Origin of the sequence: Microbacterium sp. str. 'China' (genome assembly GCF_002993305.1) — a bacterium.
Taxonomy (GTDB): Bacteria; Actinomycetota; Actinomycetes; order Actinomycetales; family Microbacteriaceae; genus Microbacterium; species Microbacterium paraoxydans.
Genome location: NZ_CP027434.1, coordinates 2,431,197 through 2,449,372, shown reverse-complemented (window position 1 = coordinate 2,449,372; position 18,176 = coordinate 2,431,197). Strand labels below are relative to the sequence as shown.

Sequence of the window (18,176 nt, the reverse complement as noted above, 5' to 3'; positions counted from 1 at the left end):
GTCATCGTCCGCGGTGCCGGGCGGCCGGACGCTCGGGACCTCTACGCTGAGGAGAGCACAGGAGCTGGAGGGAGTCGGTCGTGACGGAGTCCGAGAAGAAGGTCCGCGCTGTCGTCGCGGTGCCGTTGGCGGAGGAGCTGTGCGGGCTCATCGAGGAGCTCGAGCCGCGGCTCGAGGTCGCCCACAATGCGGCGCTCGTGCCTCCTATGCGCGGCCCTGCAGACTGGTCGGGCGATCCTGACTTCACTCGCACGCCGGAGCAGCAGCGGGCGTTCGACGACCTCGTCGACTCGGCCGACGTCCTCTTCGGCATCCCCGACGTCGACCCCGACGCGCTGGCGCGAACGGTGTCCGCGAACCCGCGGCTGCGGTGGGTCATGACCACGGCGGCCGGCGGCGGGAGCACCGTGAAGGCCGCGGGGCTCGACCGGGCGGATCTCGACCGCATCGTCTTCACCACCAGCGCGGGCGTCCACGGCGGCACGCTCGCCGAGTTCGCCGTCTTCGCGGTGCTCGCCGGCGCGAAGGACCTTCCACGCCTGCGGACGGATCAGGATCGCCGCGTCTGGCCCGACCGCTGGGAGATGCGTCAGGTCGACGAGATGACCGTGCTGGTGGTGGGGCTCGGCGGCATCGGCGCGGAGTGCGCCCGCCGGTTCCACGCGCTCGGCGCGCGGGTGTGGGGGACCAGTCGCTCCGGCCGTGCGGTCGAGGGTGTCGACCGTCTCATCGCGCCCGACGAGCTCGTGGGCGCGGTGGGCGAGGTCGACGCGATCGTCGTCACGCTGCCGGGCACCGAGCAGACCAGGCATCTCATCGGCGAGGAGGTCCTGCAGGCGGTGAAGCCCGGGGTCATCCTCACCAACGTCGGACGCGGCAGCGTCGTCGATGAGACGGCGCTTCTCGCCGCGCTCGACGACGGCCGCGTCGGCTTCGCCGGGCTGGACGTCTTCGAGCAGGAGCCGCTGCCCGCCGAGTCCCCGCTGTGGGCGCACCCCCGCGTCCTCGTCAGTCCGCACACCGCGGCGCTCAGCTCGAAGGAAGAGGAGCGCATCGCGCGGCGATTCGCCGAGAACGCCACCCGGCTGCTCGACGGACGCGAGCTGCGTGCAGTGGTCGACACGGTCGAGTTCTACTGAGGATCGACGGCAGGCCGGCATGAGCGTGCGCATCGTCGTGATGGGGCCCAGCGGCTCCGGCAAGTCGACGGTGGGTGCGGCGCTGGCCGAGGATCTCGGGGCGCGCTTCGTGGACGGGGACGACCTGCATCCGCTCACCAACGTCGAGAAGATGGCGGCGGGTATCGCCCTCGACGACGAGGACCGGATGCCGTGGCTGCGGGTGGTCGGACGGACGCTCGCCGCGGAGGCGCACATCGTGGTCGCGTGCTCCGCGCTGCGGCGGCGCTACCGGGATGCCATCAGGGCGGAAGCGCCGGACGCCGTTTTCGTCGAGCTCGGCGTGGCACGGGAGACGCTCGCACGGCGGGTCGGCGGTCGCTCCGACCACTTCATGCCGGCCTCGCTGCTCGATTCTCAGCTCGACGCGTGGGAACCGCTGACGGACGACGAGTCGGGGCTCCGGGTCGATGCCGCGCTTCCGCTGAGGCGCGAGGTGGCGGCGATCCGGAAGGCGCTCACCGCGGTGACGGGAGCGCCAGGGGGCGCTCAGTCCTTGCGGTAGCCCGAGCGGCCGAGGGAGAACAGGGCGGCGCCCGTTGCGACGGCGGCGCACAGCGACATGGCGCCGATCACCCAGAGGAGGACGTGAGAGAGGAACGCGGCGTCGAGCATGGAGGTACTCCGAATTTCTGCAGAGGGGACCGGTGTCCTCAGCCTATCGGGTCATCCGGTACCATGGAGTCGTACCTCGGCGAGGGACGCTTCTGCGCGTGCGCGGACGTCCGTGATCGACGCGGCGAAGCAAGCCCGGTGGCTTTCCTCACGCGTCCGCGTTCGAGTCCACAATTCCAAGACCACCGCGCGGCGCCTTCGCTGCGTGCCCGAAGGAGAACCTCATGTCTGAAGACACCACGGTCCACGCCGAGCTGCGCAGCAGCTTCGGCAAGGGCTTCGCCCGTCGTCTGCGCGCCGCCGGCAAGATCCCCGCGGTCATCTACGGCCACGGCACCGAGCCTGTGCACGTCGCCCTGCCGGGTCACCAGGTCTCCCTGATCATCCGTCGCGCCAACGCGCTGCTCGACCTCGACATCGAGGGCACCTCGCAGCTCGCGCTCGTCAAGGACGTGCAGAAGGACCCGGTGCACCAGATCATCGAGCACATCGACCTCCTGGTCGTGAAGAAGGGCGAGAAGGTCGCCATCGACGTCCCCGTCGTCGTGACCGGCGAGCCGGCTCCCGGCACCATCGTCAACCTCGACGCCACGACCATCCAGGTCGAGGCCGAGGCCACGCACATCCCCGAGAACATCGAGGTCTCGGTCGAGGGTCTCGAGGAGGGCGCGCACATCACCGCCGCCGACGTCACCCTCCCGAAGGGCTCGACGCTCCTCACCGACGCCGAGGTCCTCGTGGTCGCCATCTCCGTCCCGGCCGCTCCGGTCGAGGACGAGGAGACCGAGGGCGAGTCCGCCGAGGGCGCCGCCGAGGCGTCCGAGGAGGCCGCCGCGGAGTGATCTCCGCCTGCTTCATCACGGAGGGGACGCGATCGGATCGCGTCCCCTCCGTCGTATCCTGACCGGGGTGACGGCTCCGGCGAGAGAGGACGAGGAATGGCAGCGACCTGGCTCGTGGTCGGTCTCGGCAACCCCGGACCCCGCTATGAGGCGACCCGCCACAACATCGGCCAGATGGTCGTCGACGAGCTCGCGGCCCGGCGCGGCGAGAGCTTCCGGGAGCACAAGGGCGGCGCGCGCGTCGTGGAGACCTGGCTCCGCCCCGGCGCCGACAAGCTCGTGCTCGCGAAGCCGAACACGTTCATGAACGTCTCGGGTACGCCCGTCGCGGCGCTCGCCCGGTTCTACTCCGTCCCCCTCGATCACGTGGTCGTCGTGCATGATGAGCTCGACATCCCGTTCGACACGGTCAAGCTCAAGACCGGGGGAGGCCACGGCGGGCACAACGGCGTCCGCGACATCGCGCGAGCGCTCACGAGCCCGGACTTCCCCCGGGTGCGCGTGGGCATCGGCCGGCCGGTGGGGCGTCAGGACCCCGCCGACTGGGTGCTCTCCCCGTTCGGCAAGGACGAGCGCGCGAACCTGCCCCTCCTCGTGGGCGACGCGGCCGACGCCGTCGAGCTCCTCGTCGACGAGGGGCTGCTCGCCGCGCAGCAGAAGCACCACGCCCCTCGCTGAGGACGCGGCGCGCCGCGTGTCAGGTGGTGAAGGTGGCGTACCCCGCCGCCCCGCCGACGGCGAAAGCGGTGAAGACGGCGACGAAGAAGATGATCGCGCCGAGGACGGCGACGATGAGCGCGGCAATGCCCGCTCCGCGCCCCTGCTTCCGGCGGATCGCGATGATCCCCAGCACGATCGCGGCGATGCCGAGCACCGTCCCGGCCCAGAAGGACAGCTCCGTCCACAGCACCTGGTCGCGCGCGGGGAACAGGAACCCGAGATTGCCCGTGGAGCCGCTGAAGCCCTGCGGGATGCGGCGGCCGACCTCGAACGCGCTGACGCCGCCGATGATCGGCATGACGACGGCCGCGAGGATCGAGAGGCCGAGAGCGAGCAGGCCGAGGAATCCCGAGGGCTTCGGCGCGGCGTCCGGCGCGGTGTACGTGCCGGACGGTGCCGCGTAGCCGCCCACGGGCACCTGATACGCCCCGGGAGGCGCGGCAGGGGGTGCCGGCTGGCCGTATCCGCCGGCGGGCGGGTACGTTGCCGGAGGAGCAGGCGGCGCCGACGGATACGCGGGCGGCGGGACCGCACCGGATGCCGGCTCCTGCGGGACCGAGGTCGCCGGGGGCAGGGGTGGCACGGCGCCGGGCGGAGGGGGCAGCTGCGGATCGGTCACGATGTCATCCTAGGGTCGGCTGCGGCTCACACCCGGCGCAGCAGTCCGACGCGGTCGTACACGTCGGACAGCGTGCGGTCGGCGACGGCGTCGGCACGGGCGGCGTTCTCGGCGAGGATCCGGTCGAGCTCCGCCGGGTCGTCGAGGAGCTCGAGGGCACGGTCGCGCACCGGGGCGAACTCCTCCACGACGATCTCGGCGAGGCCCTTCTTGAAGTCGCCGTAGCCGCGGCCCGCGTACTCGTCCTCGATCGCCGGGATCTGACGGCCGGTCAGGGCGGCGTAGATGGTCAGCAGGTTCGAGACGCCGGGCTTGGCCTCCCGATCGAACCGCACGGTGCCCTCGTTGTCGGTCACCGCGCGCATGATCTTCTTCGCCGACTTCGCCGGGTCGTCGAGCATCCACAGCACACCGGCGTCGCTCTCGGCCGACTTCGACATCTTCGCCGTCGGGTTCTGCAGGTCGTAGATCCTCGCCGTCTCCTTCTGGATGACCGGGACCGGCACCGTGAAGGTCTCGCCGAACCGCGAGTTGAAGCGCTCCGCGAGGTCGCGGGTGAGCTCTACGTGCTGCTTCTGGTCGTCGCCGACCGGCACGACGTCGGTCTGGTAGAGCAGGATGTCGGCGGCCATGAGCACCGGATAGGTGAAGAGGCCGACGCTGGTCGCATCGGCGCCGTAGCGGGCCGACTTGTCCTTGAACTGGGTCATGCGTCCGGCCTCGCCGAAGCCGGTGATCGTGCTGAGGATCCAGGCGAGCTCGGCGTGCGCACGGACGTGCGACTGCACGTACAGCGTCGACTGCGACGGCTCGATGCCCGCGGCGATGTACTGCGCGGCGGTACGGCGGGTCTTCTCGCGCAGCTCGGCCGGGTTCTGGGCGACCGTGAGGGCGTGCAGGTCGACGACGGAGAAGAACGCGTCGTACGAGGTCTGGAGCTCCCGCCACTGCAGGAGCGCGCCGATGTAGTTGCCGATCTGGAGGGAGTCGGCGGAGGGCTGCATTCCGGAGTAGAGACGAGGCTTGTTCACCCGTCAATCCTATGCGTCCGCGCGGCGAAGCCCGGCGTCGCCGCATCCTCTACGCTGACGTCATGACGGACGGCATGCCGCTGAGGCGCGGACAGGTGTTCCTCGATGCGCTGGGCGCGGAAGCGGAGCGTCTCCATCCGGAGATCCTCGCGCAGTACCGCGCTCCGGCACCGGCGGGGCATGCGGAGGGGATGTTCGCGGTCGCGGGGAGCCGGTTCGGCCGCTGGGCGGCTCTCGCGCGTCCGATCGTCGGACCGGGGCTGCTGGTGCCGACATCGGGACGAGACGTCCGGTTCGTCCTCCGCACGACGACCGGACGCGCGGAGACGGGCCGCGCGACACTGGACTCCACCCGCGAGTTCCTCTTCCCCGGGCGGACCGCACGGATCGTGGACCGGCTGACGGTGAGCGTGCGGCCGGGACTGGTCCGGAATCTCCTCGGCGCCCGCGGCCGCGTGGAGCTCATCGAGGAGTGCAGTGTGACGGCGGAGGGCTTCCTGCGGATGCGCACCGTCCGGGTCGCCCTGCGGCTGTTCGGTCGGCGGTTCGCTCTGCCCGGTCCGCTCGGGGTGCACGTGGACCTCGTCGACGGCTGGGACGCCGAGCACCGCCGTCGCACCATCGACATGCGCGCCGTGAACCCCCTGCTCGGCACCGTTCTGGAGTACCGCGGATGGTATCGCGAGTCGCCGCCGTCGCCCTCCGAGCGGCCGGAACCGGGTCAGTAGGTGTAGTCGACGACGACCGGCGCGTGGTCGCTCCAGCGCTGGTCGTACGCGGCCGCACGGGCCACGTGATACGCCTGGACGCGCCCGGCGAGAGCGGGCGTGGCCAGGTGGTAGTCGATGCGCCATCCCGAGTCGTTGTCGAAGGCCTTCCCGCGCATGGACCACCAGGTGTACGGCCCGTCCACCTCGCCATGGAAGCGGCGGCCGACGTCCACCCAGCCCAGACCGGTGCCGACCGAGCCGTCGACGCCGGTGACCGAGGCCCCGGCCTCACCGAGGAAGCGATCGAAGTAGGCGCGTTCGCGCGGCAGGAAGCCGGCCTTGGTGCGGTTGCCGCGCCAGTTCTTGATGTCGAGCTCGCGGTGCCCCACATTGAGGTCTCCGGTGACGAGCGCGAGGGCGCCGTCGGTGTTCAGACTCGCCAGTCGAGCCTCGAACGCATCGAGGAACTTCCACTTCTCGTCCTGCTTCGGGGTGTCGGCCTCGCCGGAGTGCACGTAGGCGCTGACGACGGTGAGCGGACGGTCGCCGATCAGGAAGTCGGCCTCGATCCAGCGGCCCTTGGAGTCGAAGTCCTCCGGGCCGAAGTCCACCCGGGAGGCGAGCGCGGGGAGGCGGCTGGCGATCGCGACGCCCGCTCGCCCCTTGGCCGTGGCCTCATCGTGAACGAAGGTCCAGCCGGGGAGGGCGGCCTCGATGTGCTCGTCCTGCCCGCGCACCTCCTGAAGGGTGAGGATGTCGATGTCCGCGGCGTCCAGCCACGTGCTCATCCCGTTGCGGGCGGCCGCCCGGATCCCGTTGACATTGACCGAGGCGATACGCAGGTGAGGCATTCCTCCAGCCTAACGAGCACCGCCGACATCGCGGTTCTGACGGTGGTCGAGCTCGGAGAGCAGGCGCTGCGCGAGAGGGGAGGTCGGGGGTGCGGGCGGGGGAGCGGAGGCCTCCAGTCGCGCGACCTCGTCCTCCGCCGCGCGGACGGCGTGCCCGGCGGCCCAGCTCCGGTACCACGGGGCCTCGTCGCGCGCGGCCCGGGCGTCGCGCAAGCGGATCCGTGCCGCGGAGAGCAGCGTGGCGTGTTCGGCCACCCGCCGCTCGGCCTCCGTCGGCAGCAGGAGCGGGAGGTCGCGGTCCTGGGCGGCGACGGCGATCCACGAGGCGGCGACGAGCATGACCACCCCGTTCACCCGGAACCACAGCAGCAGTCCGACGAAGATCGCGAAGGTCGCCAGCAGCGGGTTCGACGGCGTGTAGCTCAACAGGAACCCGACCCCGAACTGCAGCACCGTCATGGCCGCGCCGCCGAGGAGGGCGCCGGGCCAGATGGTGCCCCAGTGCAGCGAGGTGCCGGTGAGGAAGCGCACCATCGCCGCCAGCGCTCCCGTCAGCAGGACGAACGACACCAGGACGGTGCCGATCCGGATGCTGATGTTGAGGCCGTCGGAGCCGGCATCCCAGCCCAGCAGCGACAGCACCCAGCTGAGGACCGCGGCGCTGGCCGAGCTCAGTGCGGAGCCGACGATGAGAGCGACTCCGAAGATGAGAGCGGCGAGCAGGTCGCGCGCCTTGAGGAGGAGGTAGCTGCGCCGGTCGGGCTCGAGGCCGAAGATGTCTCGCACGGCCCGCCGGGAGAAGGTCACCCACCCGATCGCGGTCCAGATCACCGTGCCGAGGGCGATGAGACCGGTGATGCCGAGGAACCCGCTGGTGTTCGACGCGATCTCCTGCACCTGCGCGGGGGTGAAGACGCCGCCCTCGTCGAGGATGAGGTTCGGGATGTAGTTGTTGATGATGTCGATGAGGCCGTTCACCGCCTCCTCGCTGCCGCCGAGCCAGAGGCCCGCGATGGCGAACGCGAGGTAGATCGCGGCGAAGATGGCGAACAGCGCCTGGTAGCTCACCCCGGCGGCGAGCAGGAAGCCGTTGTGCTGCAGGAAGTGCCGCCACACCCGCACCGGGAAGAGGCCGAGCGTACGCCGGGTCAGCGCGGTCGCGCGCTCGACCGCGGCATCGAGGCGACCGTCGGTCGCCGAACCGGGCTCGGACACGCCCCCACCCTACCCAAGCGCGGGCCCCGCCTTCGCGCGCCCTGCCTGCCTCCGCGAGAACAGGCGCAGACACGAGAACAGGCGGCCCCGTCCGGGACCGCCTGTTCTCGCGTGAATGCCTGTGTCGGCGTCAGGGACGGCCGCGGAGGACCGCCTGCTTGACCTCGGCGATGGCCTTGGTGACCTCGATGCCACGGGGGCAGGCCTCGGAGCAGTTGAAGGTCGTGCGGCAGCGCCAGACGCCCTCCTTGTCGTTGAGGATGTCGAGACGCACCGCGGCGTTGTCGTCGCGCGAGTCGAAGATGAAGCGGTGCGCGTTGACGATCGCGGCCGGGCCGAAGTACTGCCCGTCGGTCCAGAACACGGGGCACGACGAGGTGCACGCGGCGCAGAGGATGCACTTGGTGGTGTCGTCGAAGATCTCGCGGTCGGCGATGGACTGCGTGCGCTCCTTGCCCTTCTCCGGCACGGAGTTCGCGACGAGGAACGGCTGCACCTCGCGGTACGACGCGAAGAACGGCTCCATGTCGACGACGAGGTCCTTCTCCAGCGGCAGGCCCTTGATGGCCTCGACGTAGATCGGCTTCGAGATGTCGAGGTCCTTGATCAGCGTCTTGCAGGCCAGGCGGTTGCGGCCGTTGATGCGCATGGCGTCGGAGCCGCAGATGCCGTGCGCGCAGGAGCGGCGGAAGGTCAGCGAGCCGTCGACCTCCCACTTGATCTTGTGCAGGGCGTCGAGGACGCGCTCGGTGGAGTAGAGCTCCACGTCGTAGTCGACCCAGTGCGGCTCGGCGTCGACCTCGGGGTCGAACCGACGGATGTTGAAGGTGACGATGAAGGACTGGATCCCGGTGTCTTCGGTCGTCTCGGCCGGCGCTTCGGCGATGGCGTTCGACATGCTCAGTACTTCCTCTCCATCGGCGGGTAGTTCAACTCGCCCTTGTCGTTCTTGGTGAAGACGACCGGCTTCCAGTCGAGCTTGATGTGGTCGCTCGGGTCGGAGGAGTGCGGGTCGCCCGTGAGGTACGCCATGGTGTGCTTCATGTAGTTCTCGTCGTCGCGCTTCGGGAAGTCGTCGCGCATGTGGCCGCCGCGGCTCTCCTCGCGGTTCTGCGCGGCGTAGACGACGACCTCGGCGATGTCGAGCAGGAAGCCCAGTTCGACGGCCTCGAGCAGGTCGGTGTTGAACCGGTGGCCCTTGTCGTCGACGTGCACGTTCTTGTAGCGCTCGCGGAGCTCCGCGATCACGCCGAGGACGTGCTGCAGCGACTCGTGCGTGCGGAACACCTGCGCGCCCTTGTCCATCTCGTCCTGCAGCGTCTTGCGGAGGACCGCGATCCGCTCGGTGCCCTGGTTGTTGCGCAGGCCCTCGAGCATGTCGGAGACGAAGGCGGCGGGGTTCTCCGGCAGCGGGACGAACTCGGCCGTCTTGACGTACTCGACGGCGTTGCGGCCGGACCGCTTGCCGAACACGTTGATGTCGAGCAGCGAGTTCGTGCCGAGGCGGTTGGCGCCGTGCACCGAGACGCAGGCGCACTCGCCGGCGGCGTAGAGGCCGGGGACGACGGTGTCGTTGTCCGCGAGCACCTCTCCGTTGTTGTTCGTGGGGATGCCGCCCATGGCGTAGTGCGCGGTCGGCATGACGGGCACCGGCTCGACGACCGGGTCGACGCCCAGGTAGGTGCGGGCGAACTCGGTGATGTCGGGGAGCTTGGTCTCCAGCACCTCGGCGCCGAGGTGCGTGCAGTCCAGCAGCACGTAGTCCTTGTGGGGACCGGCGCCGCGGCCCTCCGCGACCTCCTGGACCATGCAGCGCGCGACGATGTCTCGGGGCGCCAGGTCCTTGATGGTGGGGGCGTACCGCTCCATGAAGCGCTCACCCGAGGCGTTGCGCAGGATCGCACCCTCGCCGCGGGCGCCCTCGGTGAGGAGGATTCCGAGGCCGGCGAGGCCGGTCGGGTGGAACTGGAAGAACTCGAGGTCCTCGAGGGGGAGGCCCTTGCGCCAGACGATGCCGACGCCGTCGCCCGTGAGGGTGTGCGCGTTGGAGGTCGTCTTGAAGATCTTGCCGAAACCGCCGGTCGCGAAGATCACGGCCTTGGACTGGAAGACGTGCAGCTCGCCCGTGGCGAGGTCGTAGGCCACCACGCCGGCGATCTGGGTCGCGCCCGCCGCGTCCTTCACGGTGATGAGGTCGAGCACGTAGAACTCGTTGAAGAAGTTGATGCCGAGCTTGACGCAGTTCTGGAACAGCGTCTGCAGGATCATGTGACCGGTGCGGTCGGCGGCGTAGCAGGCGCGGCGGACCGGGGTCTTGCCGTGCTCGGCCGTGTGACCGCCGAAGCGACGCTGGTCGATCTTGCCCTCGGGGGTGCGGTTGAAGGGGAGACCCATGTTCTCGAGGTCGATGACCGCGTCGATGGCCTCCTTCGCGAGGATCTCCGCCGCGTCCTGGTCGACGAGGTAGTCGCCGCCCTTCACGGTGTCGAAGGTGTGCCACTCCCAGGAGTCCTCCTCGACGTTCGCGAGGGCCGCCGCCATACCGCCCTGCGCGGCACCGGTGTGCGAGCGCGTCGGGTACAGCTTGGAGATCACGGCCGTCTTCGCGCCGGGGCCGGCCTCGATGGCCGCCCGCATGCCGGCGCCGCCGGCGCCCACGATGACGATGTCGAACTGGTGGTAGTGCACGCCGTCACGGACGACGGAATCCTGCGTCTGGGTAGTCACTTCTCGTTTGCCTCTTCTTCTAGCCCTGCGCCTGGCAGGTCTCCCACAGCGTGCTCGACTCGGTCACACCCAGGCACGGGTCGAACGTGAAGACGACCAGGGTGCCGAGGAGGATGAGCAGGCCCGCGGCCAGGCCGAGGGCCCAGACGAGCGCCTTGCGCGCGGTCGGGTTGGTCACGTAGTCGTTCACGATCGTCCGCATGCCGTTGGCACCGTGGATGAGCGCGAGCCAGAGCATCAGCACGTCCCACCACTGCCAGAACGGCGTGGCGAACTTGCCGGCGATGAAGGCGAAGTCGAGGGCGTGGATGCCTTCGCCGACCATGAGGTTGACGAAGAGGTGGCCGAAGATCAGCACGACGAGCACGACGCCCGAGACGCGCATGAAGACCCAGCCCCACTTCTCGAGGTTGATCCCGCGCTGGCGGCGGGCGGGGGCGGCGACGGTCTGGGCGGTCATCAGTGTCCTCCTCCGAAGCCGGCGAACGCGAGCATCAGGTGGCGCGGCACGAAGCCGGCCATGATGATGCCCCACACGAGCAGCACGCCCCAGAAGAGCTGGCGCTGGTACTTGGCGCCCTTCGACCAGAAGTCGACGGCGATGATGCGCAGGCCGTTCATGGCGTGGAACACGATGCCCGCCACGAGCACGACCTCACCGATCGCCATGACCGGGTTCTTGTATGTGCCGATGACCGCGTCGTACGCCTCCGGCGACACCCTGATCAGCGCCGTGTCGAGCACGTGCACCAACAGGAAGAAGAAGATGGCGACTCCGGTGATGCGGTGAAGCACCCACGACCACATGCCTTCGCGACCCCGGTAGAGGGTGCCGCGGGGGGTCTTGGACGTGGTTTCCGAAATCGACGGTGTCAAGCGAGCGCTTGTGGACACGGTCGTCCTCCCTGGATCGATGTGTTTCGGTCGCGTGCGCTGCTTCGTCCACATCTGGCCTGGAGGAGGGTCAGGCACGCCCGATCGGTGTCCATCCTATTCCCGCGCGGACGCCCCGGGCGACGAAGGGGAGCCTAAGTCGGACCCGCCGCTACGCTGGCCTGCATGAGCGAGCCGATCGAAGACTTCTACGCGGTCATCCCTGCCGGCGGCATCGGCAGTCGGCTGTGGCCGCTGTCCCGTGCGGACGCCCCGAAGTTCCTGCACGACCTCACCGGGTCCGGGCATTCGCTGCTTCGCGACACGTGGGACCGTCTGGAGCCGCTCGCCGGTCCGGACCGGATCGCCGTGGTCACCGGGCGTGCGCACCGGGCGGCGGTGGAGGCGGAGCTGCCGGGCATCGCCGACCTCAACGTCTTCCTGGAATCCGAGCCCCGCGAGTCCGCGGCGGCGATCGGGTTGGCGGCGGCCGTGCTGCACCGGCGCAACCCGGACGTGATCATCGGCTCGTTCAGTGCCGACCACGTCATCCGGGGCACGCGGGTCTTCGAGTTCGCCGTCCGCGACGCGGTCGAGGTGGCGAGGGAGGGCTACATCTGCACGATCGGCATCGCGCCGACCGAGCCGGCGGTCGGCTTCGGCTACATCAAGAAGGGGCCGGAGCTGGTCGTCGAGCGCGCCAGGGAGGCGGCCCTCGTCGAGAGCTTCGTCGAGAAGCCGGATCTGGAGACGGCCAAGGCCTACCTCGCCGAGCGCACCTACCTGTGGAACGCGGGCATGTTCATCGCGAAGGCGAGCGTCCTGCTGGACGAGCTCGCCGCCAACGAGCCCGCGCTGCACGCCGGTCTGCTCGAGCTCGCCGAGGCCTGGGACGACCGCGAGCTCCGCGGGCCCGCCGTCGACCGCATCTGGCCGCGGCTGAAGAAGATCGCGATCGACTACGCCGTCGCGGAGCCGGCGGCGCGGCGGGGGCGCCTCGCCGTGGTCCCCGGGCACTTCGACTGGGACGACGTGGGGGACTTCGCGTCGCTGACGAAGCTCATCACGAACGGCCGCAAGAACGACCTCGCCGTCCTCGGGCCCCGTGCCCGGGTACTCACCGACGCGGCCAGCGGCATCCTCGTCAGCCAGACCACCCGCGTGATCAGCCTCGTCGGCGTGCAGGACATCGTCGTGGTCGACACCCCCGACGCGCTCCTGGTCACGACGGTCGAGAACGCGCAGCGGGTGAAGGGCGTGGTGGAGTCGTTGAAACTCAACGGACAGGGCGACGTGCTCTGATGAGCATCAGCGCGTGCTCATCGGCAGGGTTGATTTCAGCTTTGTAACCATTGGCCCGGCCGCCCGGGGCCGACGTGCACGAACGTCGAAACACTAGGTAACTTTGATCGATCCGCGATGGCCGCGGGTTCGTTGAGGGAGGCATCCGTGACCATCTCCACCACCAAGAAGCTGCTCGGCGCGACGGTCGCCGCCGGTGTCGTCTTCGCTCTTGCCGGCTGCGGTCAGGCGCCGACCGACGAGTCCGAGGGCGGATCCGCCCCCGTCGACTCCGACTTCAAGCCCTGCCTCATCTCCGACGCCGGCGGCTGGAACGACAAGTCGTTCAACCAGTCGGCCAAGGAGGGCATGGACAGCGCCGCCGACGAGCTCGGCATCAAGCCGCTGGAGTTCGAGTCCGCGAACGACAACGACTACGCGCCGAACCTCGAGACCGCCGTCTCCGAGGGCTGCTCGCTCATCGTCTCCGTCGGCTTCAAGCTGTCCGCCGCCACGGTCGAGTCCGCGCTCGCGAACCCCGACATCGACTACGCGATCATCGACGACTGGGCCGACAACGACTTCGACGGCACCACCGACGCGCCGAACATCAAGCCCCTCGTCTTCGACACCGCCCAGGCCGCCTACCTCGGCGGCTACGCCGCGGCGGCCTGGTCCGCAGAGGCCGGCGTGAACAAGGTCGGCACCTTCGGTGGCATGCAGATCCCGTCGGTCGCGGTCTTCATGGACGGCTACCAGCTCGGTGTCGAGAAGTACAACGAGGACAAGTCGGCCGACGTCCAGGTCTTCGGTTGGGACGCCGCCACCCAGAAGGGCTCCTTCACGGGCGGCTTCGACGCCAACGACACCGCCAAGCAGACCGCCCAAGGCGTGCTCGACCAGGGTGTCGACGTCATCCTCCCCGTCGGCGGCCCGGTCTACCAGAGCGCCGCAGCGGCGATCAACGACAGCGGCAAGGACACGCTGATGCTCGGTGTCGACAGCGACCTCGCCGTCGCCGACCCCAGCGTCGCCGACATCACGCTCGTCTCCATCATGAAGGCCATCGACGTGGCCGTCCGCGACGCGACGCTCGCGGCCGCCGCCGGCGAGTTCGACCCGGAGCCCTACATCGGCACGCTCGAGAACGAGGGCGTCAAGCTCTCCGGCTTCGGCGACTTCGAGGCGGACCTGCCCGAGGGCCTGACGGACGAGCTGGCCGCTCTGCAGGAGCAGATCATCTCCGGTGACATCACGGTGGAGTCCGAGAACTCTCCCACCCGCTGAGTCGGAGCCGTACCCAGCACGGGGCGAGTGGCGCAGGCTGCCACTCGCCCCGCACTGTGGGCGGCGACGATTCTCCTCGGTGACTCTTCTGGATAAGGTGCAGATATGAAGCTCGAACTTCGCGGCATCACCAAGCGATTCGGCAGCCTCGTGGCGAACGACCACATCGATCTCGTGGTCGAACCCGGTCAGATCCACGCTCTCCTCGGCGAGAACGGCGCAGGCAAGTCGACGCTGATGAACGTGCTCTACGGCCTGTATCAGGCCGACGAGGGCGAGATCCTCCTCGACGACGTCGTGCAGCACTTCCGCGGCCCGGGCGACGCGATGGCCGCCGGCATCGGCATGGTGCACCAGCACTTCATGCTCGTGCCGGTGTTCACGGTGGCCGAGAACGTCATGCTCGGTCACGAGCAGACCAAGGGCCTCGGCACGCTGGACATCGCGAAGGCCCGCGAGCACGTGCGCGCGGTCGCCGCACGGTTCGGGTTCGACATCGATCCGGACGCCGTCGTCGGCGACCTGCCGGTGGGTGTGCAGCAGCGCGTCGAGATCATCAAGGCGCTGTCCCGCGACGCCAAGGTCCTCGTCTTCGACGAGCCGACCGCCGTGCTGACGCCGCAGGAGACCGACGAGCTCATGGCGATCATGCGCCAGCTCCGGGACGAGGGCACCGCGATCGTCTTCATCACGCACAAGCTGCGCGAGGTGCGCGAGGTCGCCGACCGCATCACGATCGTCCGGCTCGGTCGGGTGGTGGGGGAGGCCTCGCCGACCGCCACCAACGCCGAACTGGCATCGCTGATGGTCGGCCGCGCGGTCGAGCTGACCGTGCACAAGGAGGCTCCGCGGCTGGGCGAGGGCGGCCTGGAGGTCCGCAACCTCCGCGTGCTCACCGCCACCGGAGCCATCGTCGTCGACGACGTCGACTTCACCGTGCGACCCGGCGAGGTCCTCGCCGTCGCCGGTGTGCAGGGCAACGGCCAGACCGAGCTCGTCGAGGCCATCGTCGGCCTCGCCGCACGCGTCGAGGGGAACATCATCCTCGACGGCACCGAGCTCGTGGGCAAGAGCGTCCGCGGCATCCTCGACGCCGGTGTCGGGTTCGTCCCGGAGGACCGCACCGAGGACGGCCTCGTCGCCGGATTCTCGGTCGCCGAGAACCTCATCCTCGACCGCTCAGACGATCCCGCGTTCAGCCGGGCCGGGACGCTGCGCCGCGGCGCCCTGGAGGACTTCGCCAAGGAGCGCATCGCGGAGTACGACATCCGCACGCAGGGCCCAGACACCCCCGCGGGCACCCTCTCCGGAGGCAACCAGCAGAAGGTCGTGATCGCGCGCGAGATGAGCCGCGAACTGCGGCTCTTCGTCGCCGCGCAGCCGACCCGCGGGGTGGACGTGGGCTCGATCGAGTTCATCCACAAGCGCATCATCGAGACGCGGGACGCGGGCATCCCCGTGATCGTCGTCTCGACCGAGCTCGACGAGGTCGCCGCCCTCGCCGACCGGATCGCGGTCATGTACCGCGGCACCATCGTCGGCATCGTCCCCGGTGACACGCCCCGGGAGACACTCGGACTCATGATGGCCGGAGCGGCCGATGCGGAGGTGACCGCGTGAGCGGCGCGACACCCGGTGCAGGAGACGTCACGAAGGGTCTGCCTCCCGAGCAGCTCCCGCCCAGCACGGGCCTCGCGGAGGAGGTGCCCCCGCCCCCGCGCGGCAACGTCGTCCTCAAGGAGATCCTCCGCGGCAGCGCCGTCACGACGATCCTGGCGATCGTCCTCGCGCTCATCGTCGGCGGCATCCTCATCGCGTTCACCAACGAAGACGTGCAGAAGGCCTCCGGGTACTTCTTCGCCAAGCCGAGCGACACGTTCGTCGCGGCCTGGAACGCGGTCTACAACGGCTACGAGGCGCTGTTCCGCGGAGCGATCTTCAACGCCCGCGGCGCCGACTTCGCCGCGCAGATCCGTCCGCTGACGAACACGCTGGGCTTCGCGGCTCCGCTGATCGCCGCCGGTCTGGGCGTCGCGCTCGCCTTCCGCGTCGGTCTGTTCAACATCGGCGCCCGGGGTCAGATGCTCGTCGGTGTCGCGGTCGCGGCCCTGCTGACCTTCAACCTCGACCTGCCGATCTGGTTCCACCTCCCCGTCACGCTGCTGGCCGGTATCGCCGGCGGGGCGCTCTGGGGCGGCATCGCGGGTCTCATCAAGGCACGCACGGGCGCGCACGAGGTGATCCTCACGATCATGCTCAACTACATCGCGTACTACCTGCTGCTGTGGATGATCCGCACGCCCGGGCTCCTGCAGAAGCCGGGGACCAACCAGGCGCTCGGCTCGGCCACGCCGGAGAGCGCGCAGTTCCCGACCCTGCTCGGCTCGCAGTTCCCGCTGCTCGACCTCGGCTTCGTCATCGTGGTCATCGCGACGGTGTTCGTATGGTGGCTCATCGAGCGCTCCTCGCTGGGTATGCGCATGCGCGCGGTGGGGGAGAACCCGCACGCCGCTCGCGCCGCGGGCATCAGCGTCAAGCGCGTCTACGTCTACGCGATGCTCTTCGCGGGTGCCCTCGCCGGCCTCGCCGGGATGAACCAGCTCCAGGGCGCCGTCACCACCGGCGTCACCGAGACCATCGACGCCGGCATCGGCTTCGACGCCATCACGGTCGCCCTCCTCGGGCGCAGCCGCGCGTGGGGGACCTTCGCAGCCGGAATCCTGTTCGGTGCCCTCAAGGCGGGCTCGTTCTCCATGCAGGCGCAGGACATCCCCGTCGACATCGTGCTCGTCGTGCAGTCGCTCGTCGTGCTGTTCATCGCCGCGCCGCCGCTGCTGCGCACGGTGTTCTTCCTCCCCAAGTCCGACGCAGAGAAGGCGGCCAAGGCGAGAGCCAAGGCCGCGAAGAAGGCGGTGACGGCATGATGTCGCTCGTGCAGACCGAAGCCGCCGACGGCACGGTGCAGCTCGCCACCGTCCGGGAGCGCCACCTCAAGGCGCCGATCAGCCTCGCGGTCGTCACCGCGCTGCTGGCGGTGCTCTTCCTCGCCGTGCCGCGCAGCGGTATCAGCACCTTCCGGCTCGGCGACCGCACGTCGGCCTTCGAGCTCCCCGACGTGGAGCTTCCCACCGCGCCGACCTTCTGGTTGGTCTTCGCCGTGCTCGTCGTCCTCACGGTCGGGGCGTTCCTCCGGGCATGGACGTACCGTGCGCCGTCGATCTGGCTCATCGTGGCGTACGGCGTACTCGCGGTGTTCGCGTTCCTCGTCTGGGCCGCGGCCGGGGGCCTCGTCCCCGTCACGAGCCTCCTCTTCGGTGCCGTGTCGCTGTCGGTGCCGCTCGTGTTCGGCGCGCTCGGCGGTGTCATCGGCGAGCGGGCCGGTGTCGTCAATGTGGCCATCGAGGGACAGCTGCTCCTCGGCGCCTTCTCGGCGGCGCTGCTGTCCAGCATCACCGGCAACGCCTTCGTGGGCCTCATCGGCGCCATGATCGGCGGCGTTCTCGTCGCGAGCGTGCTGGCGGCGTTCGCGATCAAGTACCTCGTCGAGCAGGTCATCGTCGGTGTCGTGCTCAACGTCCTCGTCACCGGCCTCACCGGCTTCCTCTACGGCGCGCTCCTCGCCCCGAACGAGGCCGAGCTGAACACCCCGGTGCGCTTCTCCCGCATCGAGATCCCGGTGCTGAGCGACATCCCGATCATCGGTCCGGTGCTGTTCAACCAGACCTTCATCGTGTACCTCATGTTCATCACTGTGGCCGTCGTCGCGTGGGGCCTGTACCGCACCAAGTGGGGCCTGCGCCTCCGCGCAGTGGGCGAGCACCCGCAGGCGGCCGACACGGTCGGCATCCGGGTGAACCCGACGCGGTTCTGGAACGTGCTGCTCGCGGGCGCGATCGCCGGCATCGGCGGCGCGTACTTCACCCTCGTCTCGGTCCCGCAGTTCGGCAAGGAGATGACGGCCGGGCTCGGCTTCATCGCCCTCGCCGCGGTGATCTTCGGACGCTGGGACCCGATCCGCGCGACGCTCGCGGCCCTGCTCTTCGGCTTCGCGACGAACCTGCAGAACCTGCTCTCGATCCTGAAGACGCCCATCCCCGGCGAGTTCATGCTCATGCTGCCGTACGTGGTCACGCTCCTCGCGGTCGCCGGGTTCGCCGGACAGATCCGGGGTCCTGCCGCCAGCGGCAAGCCGTACATCAAGTCGTAGAACCCGCAGGGAAGAAGGAA

At 69.6% G+C, this 18,176-nt stretch carries 19 protein-coding genes; 10 read left to right on the top strand and 9 right to left on the bottom strand.

Going from position 1 to position 18,176, the window contains the following annotated elements; genetic code table 11:
* The first annotated feature begins 80 nt into the window (after positions 1-80).
* Positions 81-1,139: a D-2-hydroxyacid dehydrogenase gene (locus C6C15_RS11805; RefSeq protein ID WP_105950186.1), complete on the top strand. Its 1,059-nt coding sequence runs from the start codon at positions 81-83 to the stop codon at positions 1,137-1,139.
* A gap of 19 nt (positions 1,140-1,158) precedes the next feature.
* On the top strand, positions 1,159-1,683 hold the full coding sequence (locus C6C15_RS11800; RefSeq protein WP_105950185.1) for a gluconokinase: 525 nt from the start codon (positions 1,159-1,161) through the stop codon (positions 1,681-1,683).
* Here C6C15_RS11800 and C6C15_RS17405 read toward each other — a convergent pair.
* Positions 1,668-1,793: a hypothetical protein gene (locus C6C15_RS17405; RefSeq protein WP_255218687.1), complete on the bottom strand. Its 126-nt coding sequence runs from the start codon at positions 1,791-1,793 to the stop codon at positions 1,668-1,670. The genes C6C15_RS11800 and C6C15_RS17405 overlap by 16 nt on opposite strands.
* A 224-nt stretch (positions 1,794-2,017) precedes the next feature.
* Between C6C15_RS17405 and C6C15_RS11795 the strand changes: the two genes are divergently transcribed.
* Both C6C15_RS11795 and pth read left to right on the top strand, forming a co-directional pair.
* A complete protein-coding gene (locus C6C15_RS11795) occupies positions 2,018-2,635 on the top strand; it encodes a 50S ribosomal protein L25/general stress protein Ctc (RefSeq protein WP_025105648.1) in 618 nt (205 codons plus the stop codon).
* Between the two features lie 96 nt (positions 2,636-2,731).
* Entirely contained in the window at positions 2,732-3,313 is a 582-nt protein-coding gene (pth, locus tag C6C15_RS11790; protein ID WP_025105649.1) for an aminoacyl-tRNA hydrolase, read from the top strand.
* A 19-nt stretch (positions 3,314-3,332) separates the two neighbouring features.
* Here the strand turns inward: pth and C6C15_RS11785 are convergent, their stop codons facing one another.
* Together C6C15_RS11785 and trpS are read right to left on the bottom strand one after the other, a co-directional pair.
* A complete protein-coding gene (locus C6C15_RS11785; protein ID WP_158698555.1) occupies positions 3,333-3,974 on the bottom strand; it encodes a hypothetical protein in 642 nt (213 codons plus the stop codon).
* A gap of 26 nt (positions 3,975-4,000) precedes the next feature.
* The gene (gene trpS / locus C6C15_RS11780; protein WP_105950183.1) at positions 4,001-5,005 is read right to left on the bottom strand and encodes a tryptophan--tRNA ligase; all 1,005 of its coding nucleotides are present in this window, start codon (positions 5,003-5,005) and stop codon (positions 4,001-4,003) included.
* Between the two features lie 62 nt (positions 5,006-5,067).
* Here trpS and C6C15_RS11775 point away from each other — a divergent pair, with 62 nt between their 5' ends.
* Complete coding sequence (locus tag C6C15_RS11775) at positions 5,068-5,733, top strand: DUF4166 domain-containing protein (protein ID WP_234024140.1); 666 nt, start codon at positions 5,068-5,070, stop codon at positions 5,731-5,733.
* Here the strand turns inward: C6C15_RS11775 and C6C15_RS11770 are convergent.
* The 6 genes from C6C15_RS11770 to sdhC form a co-directional block, all read right to left on the bottom strand.
* Positions 5,727-6,566, bottom strand: coding sequence for an exodeoxyribonuclease III (locus C6C15_RS11770; protein ID WP_105950181.1), 840 nt, complete (start codon positions 6,564-6,566; stop codon positions 5,727-5,729). The genes C6C15_RS11775 and C6C15_RS11770 overlap by 7 nt on opposite strands.
* A gap of 9 nt (positions 6,567-6,575) precedes the next feature.
* Entirely contained in the window at positions 6,576-7,781 is a 1,206-nt protein-coding gene (locus C6C15_RS11765; protein WP_105950180.1) for a YihY/virulence factor BrkB family protein, read from the bottom strand.
* Positions 7,782-7,911: 130 nt separating this feature from the next.
* A complete protein-coding gene (locus C6C15_RS11760) occupies positions 7,912-8,679 on the bottom strand; it encodes a succinate dehydrogenase iron-sulfur subunit (RefSeq protein WP_105950179.1) in 768 nt (255 codons plus the stop codon).
* A gap of 2 nt (positions 8,680-8,681) precedes the next feature.
* On the bottom strand, positions 8,682-10,508 hold the full coding sequence (sdhA, locus tag C6C15_RS11755) for a succinate dehydrogenase flavoprotein subunit (RefSeq protein WP_060921489.1): 1,827 nt from the start codon (positions 10,506-10,508) through the stop codon (positions 8,682-8,684).
* 19 nt (positions 10,509-10,527) lie between these two features.
* Positions 10,528-10,968 carry a succinate dehydrogenase hydrophobic membrane anchor subunit gene (locus C6C15_RS11750; RefSeq protein WP_060921490.1) on the bottom strand — a complete coding sequence of 147 codons (441 nt, stop codon included), beginning with the start codon at positions 10,966-10,968 and terminating at the stop codon, positions 10,528-10,530.
* Positions 10,968-11,402, bottom strand: a complete 435-nt coding sequence (gene sdhC / locus C6C15_RS11745; protein WP_082758508.1) for a succinate dehydrogenase, cytochrome b556 subunit — start codon at positions 11,400-11,402, stop codon at positions 10,968-10,970. The genes C6C15_RS11750 and sdhC overlap by 1 nt, the downstream gene beginning before the upstream one ends.
* Before the next feature lie 165 nt (positions 11,403-11,567).
* On the opposite strand from sdhC, the gene C6C15_RS11740 reads away from it, so the two are divergent.
* The 5 genes from C6C15_RS11740 to C6C15_RS11720 all read left to right on the top strand — a co-directional run bounded on the left by C6C15_RS11740 (position 11,568) and on the right by C6C15_RS11720 (position 18,156).
* Positions 11,568-12,683, top strand: coding sequence for a mannose-1-phosphate guanylyltransferase (locus tag C6C15_RS11740; protein ID WP_060921492.1), 1,116 nt, complete (start codon positions 11,568-11,570; stop codon positions 12,681-12,683).
* Between the two features lie 147 nt (positions 12,684-12,830).
* Positions 12,831-13,949: a BMP family lipoprotein gene (locus C6C15_RS11735; RefSeq protein WP_105950178.1), complete on the top strand. Its 1,119-nt coding sequence runs from the start codon at positions 12,831-12,833 to the stop codon at positions 13,947-13,949.
* Positions 13,950-14,054: 105 nt separating this feature from the next.
* Positions 14,055-15,569 (top strand): ABC transporter ATP-binding protein, encoded by a 1,515-nt coding sequence (locus C6C15_RS11730; RefSeq protein ID WP_025105661.1) that lies wholly within the window; start codon positions 14,055-14,057, stop codon positions 15,567-15,569.
* Positions 15,566-16,873: an ABC transporter permease gene (locus C6C15_RS11725; RefSeq protein WP_105950177.1), complete on the top strand. Its 1,308-nt coding sequence runs from the start codon at positions 15,566-15,568 to the stop codon at positions 16,871-16,873. The genes C6C15_RS11730 and C6C15_RS11725 overlap by 4 nt, the downstream gene beginning before the upstream one ends.
* On the top strand, positions 16,873-18,156 hold the full coding sequence (locus tag C6C15_RS11720) for an ABC transporter permease (RefSeq protein ID WP_199787716.1): 1,284 nt from the start codon (positions 16,873-16,875) through the stop codon (positions 18,154-18,156). Before C6C15_RS11725 ends, C6C15_RS11720 begins: the two co-directional genes overlap by 1 nt.
* Positions 18,157-18,176: the final 20 nt, after the last annotated feature.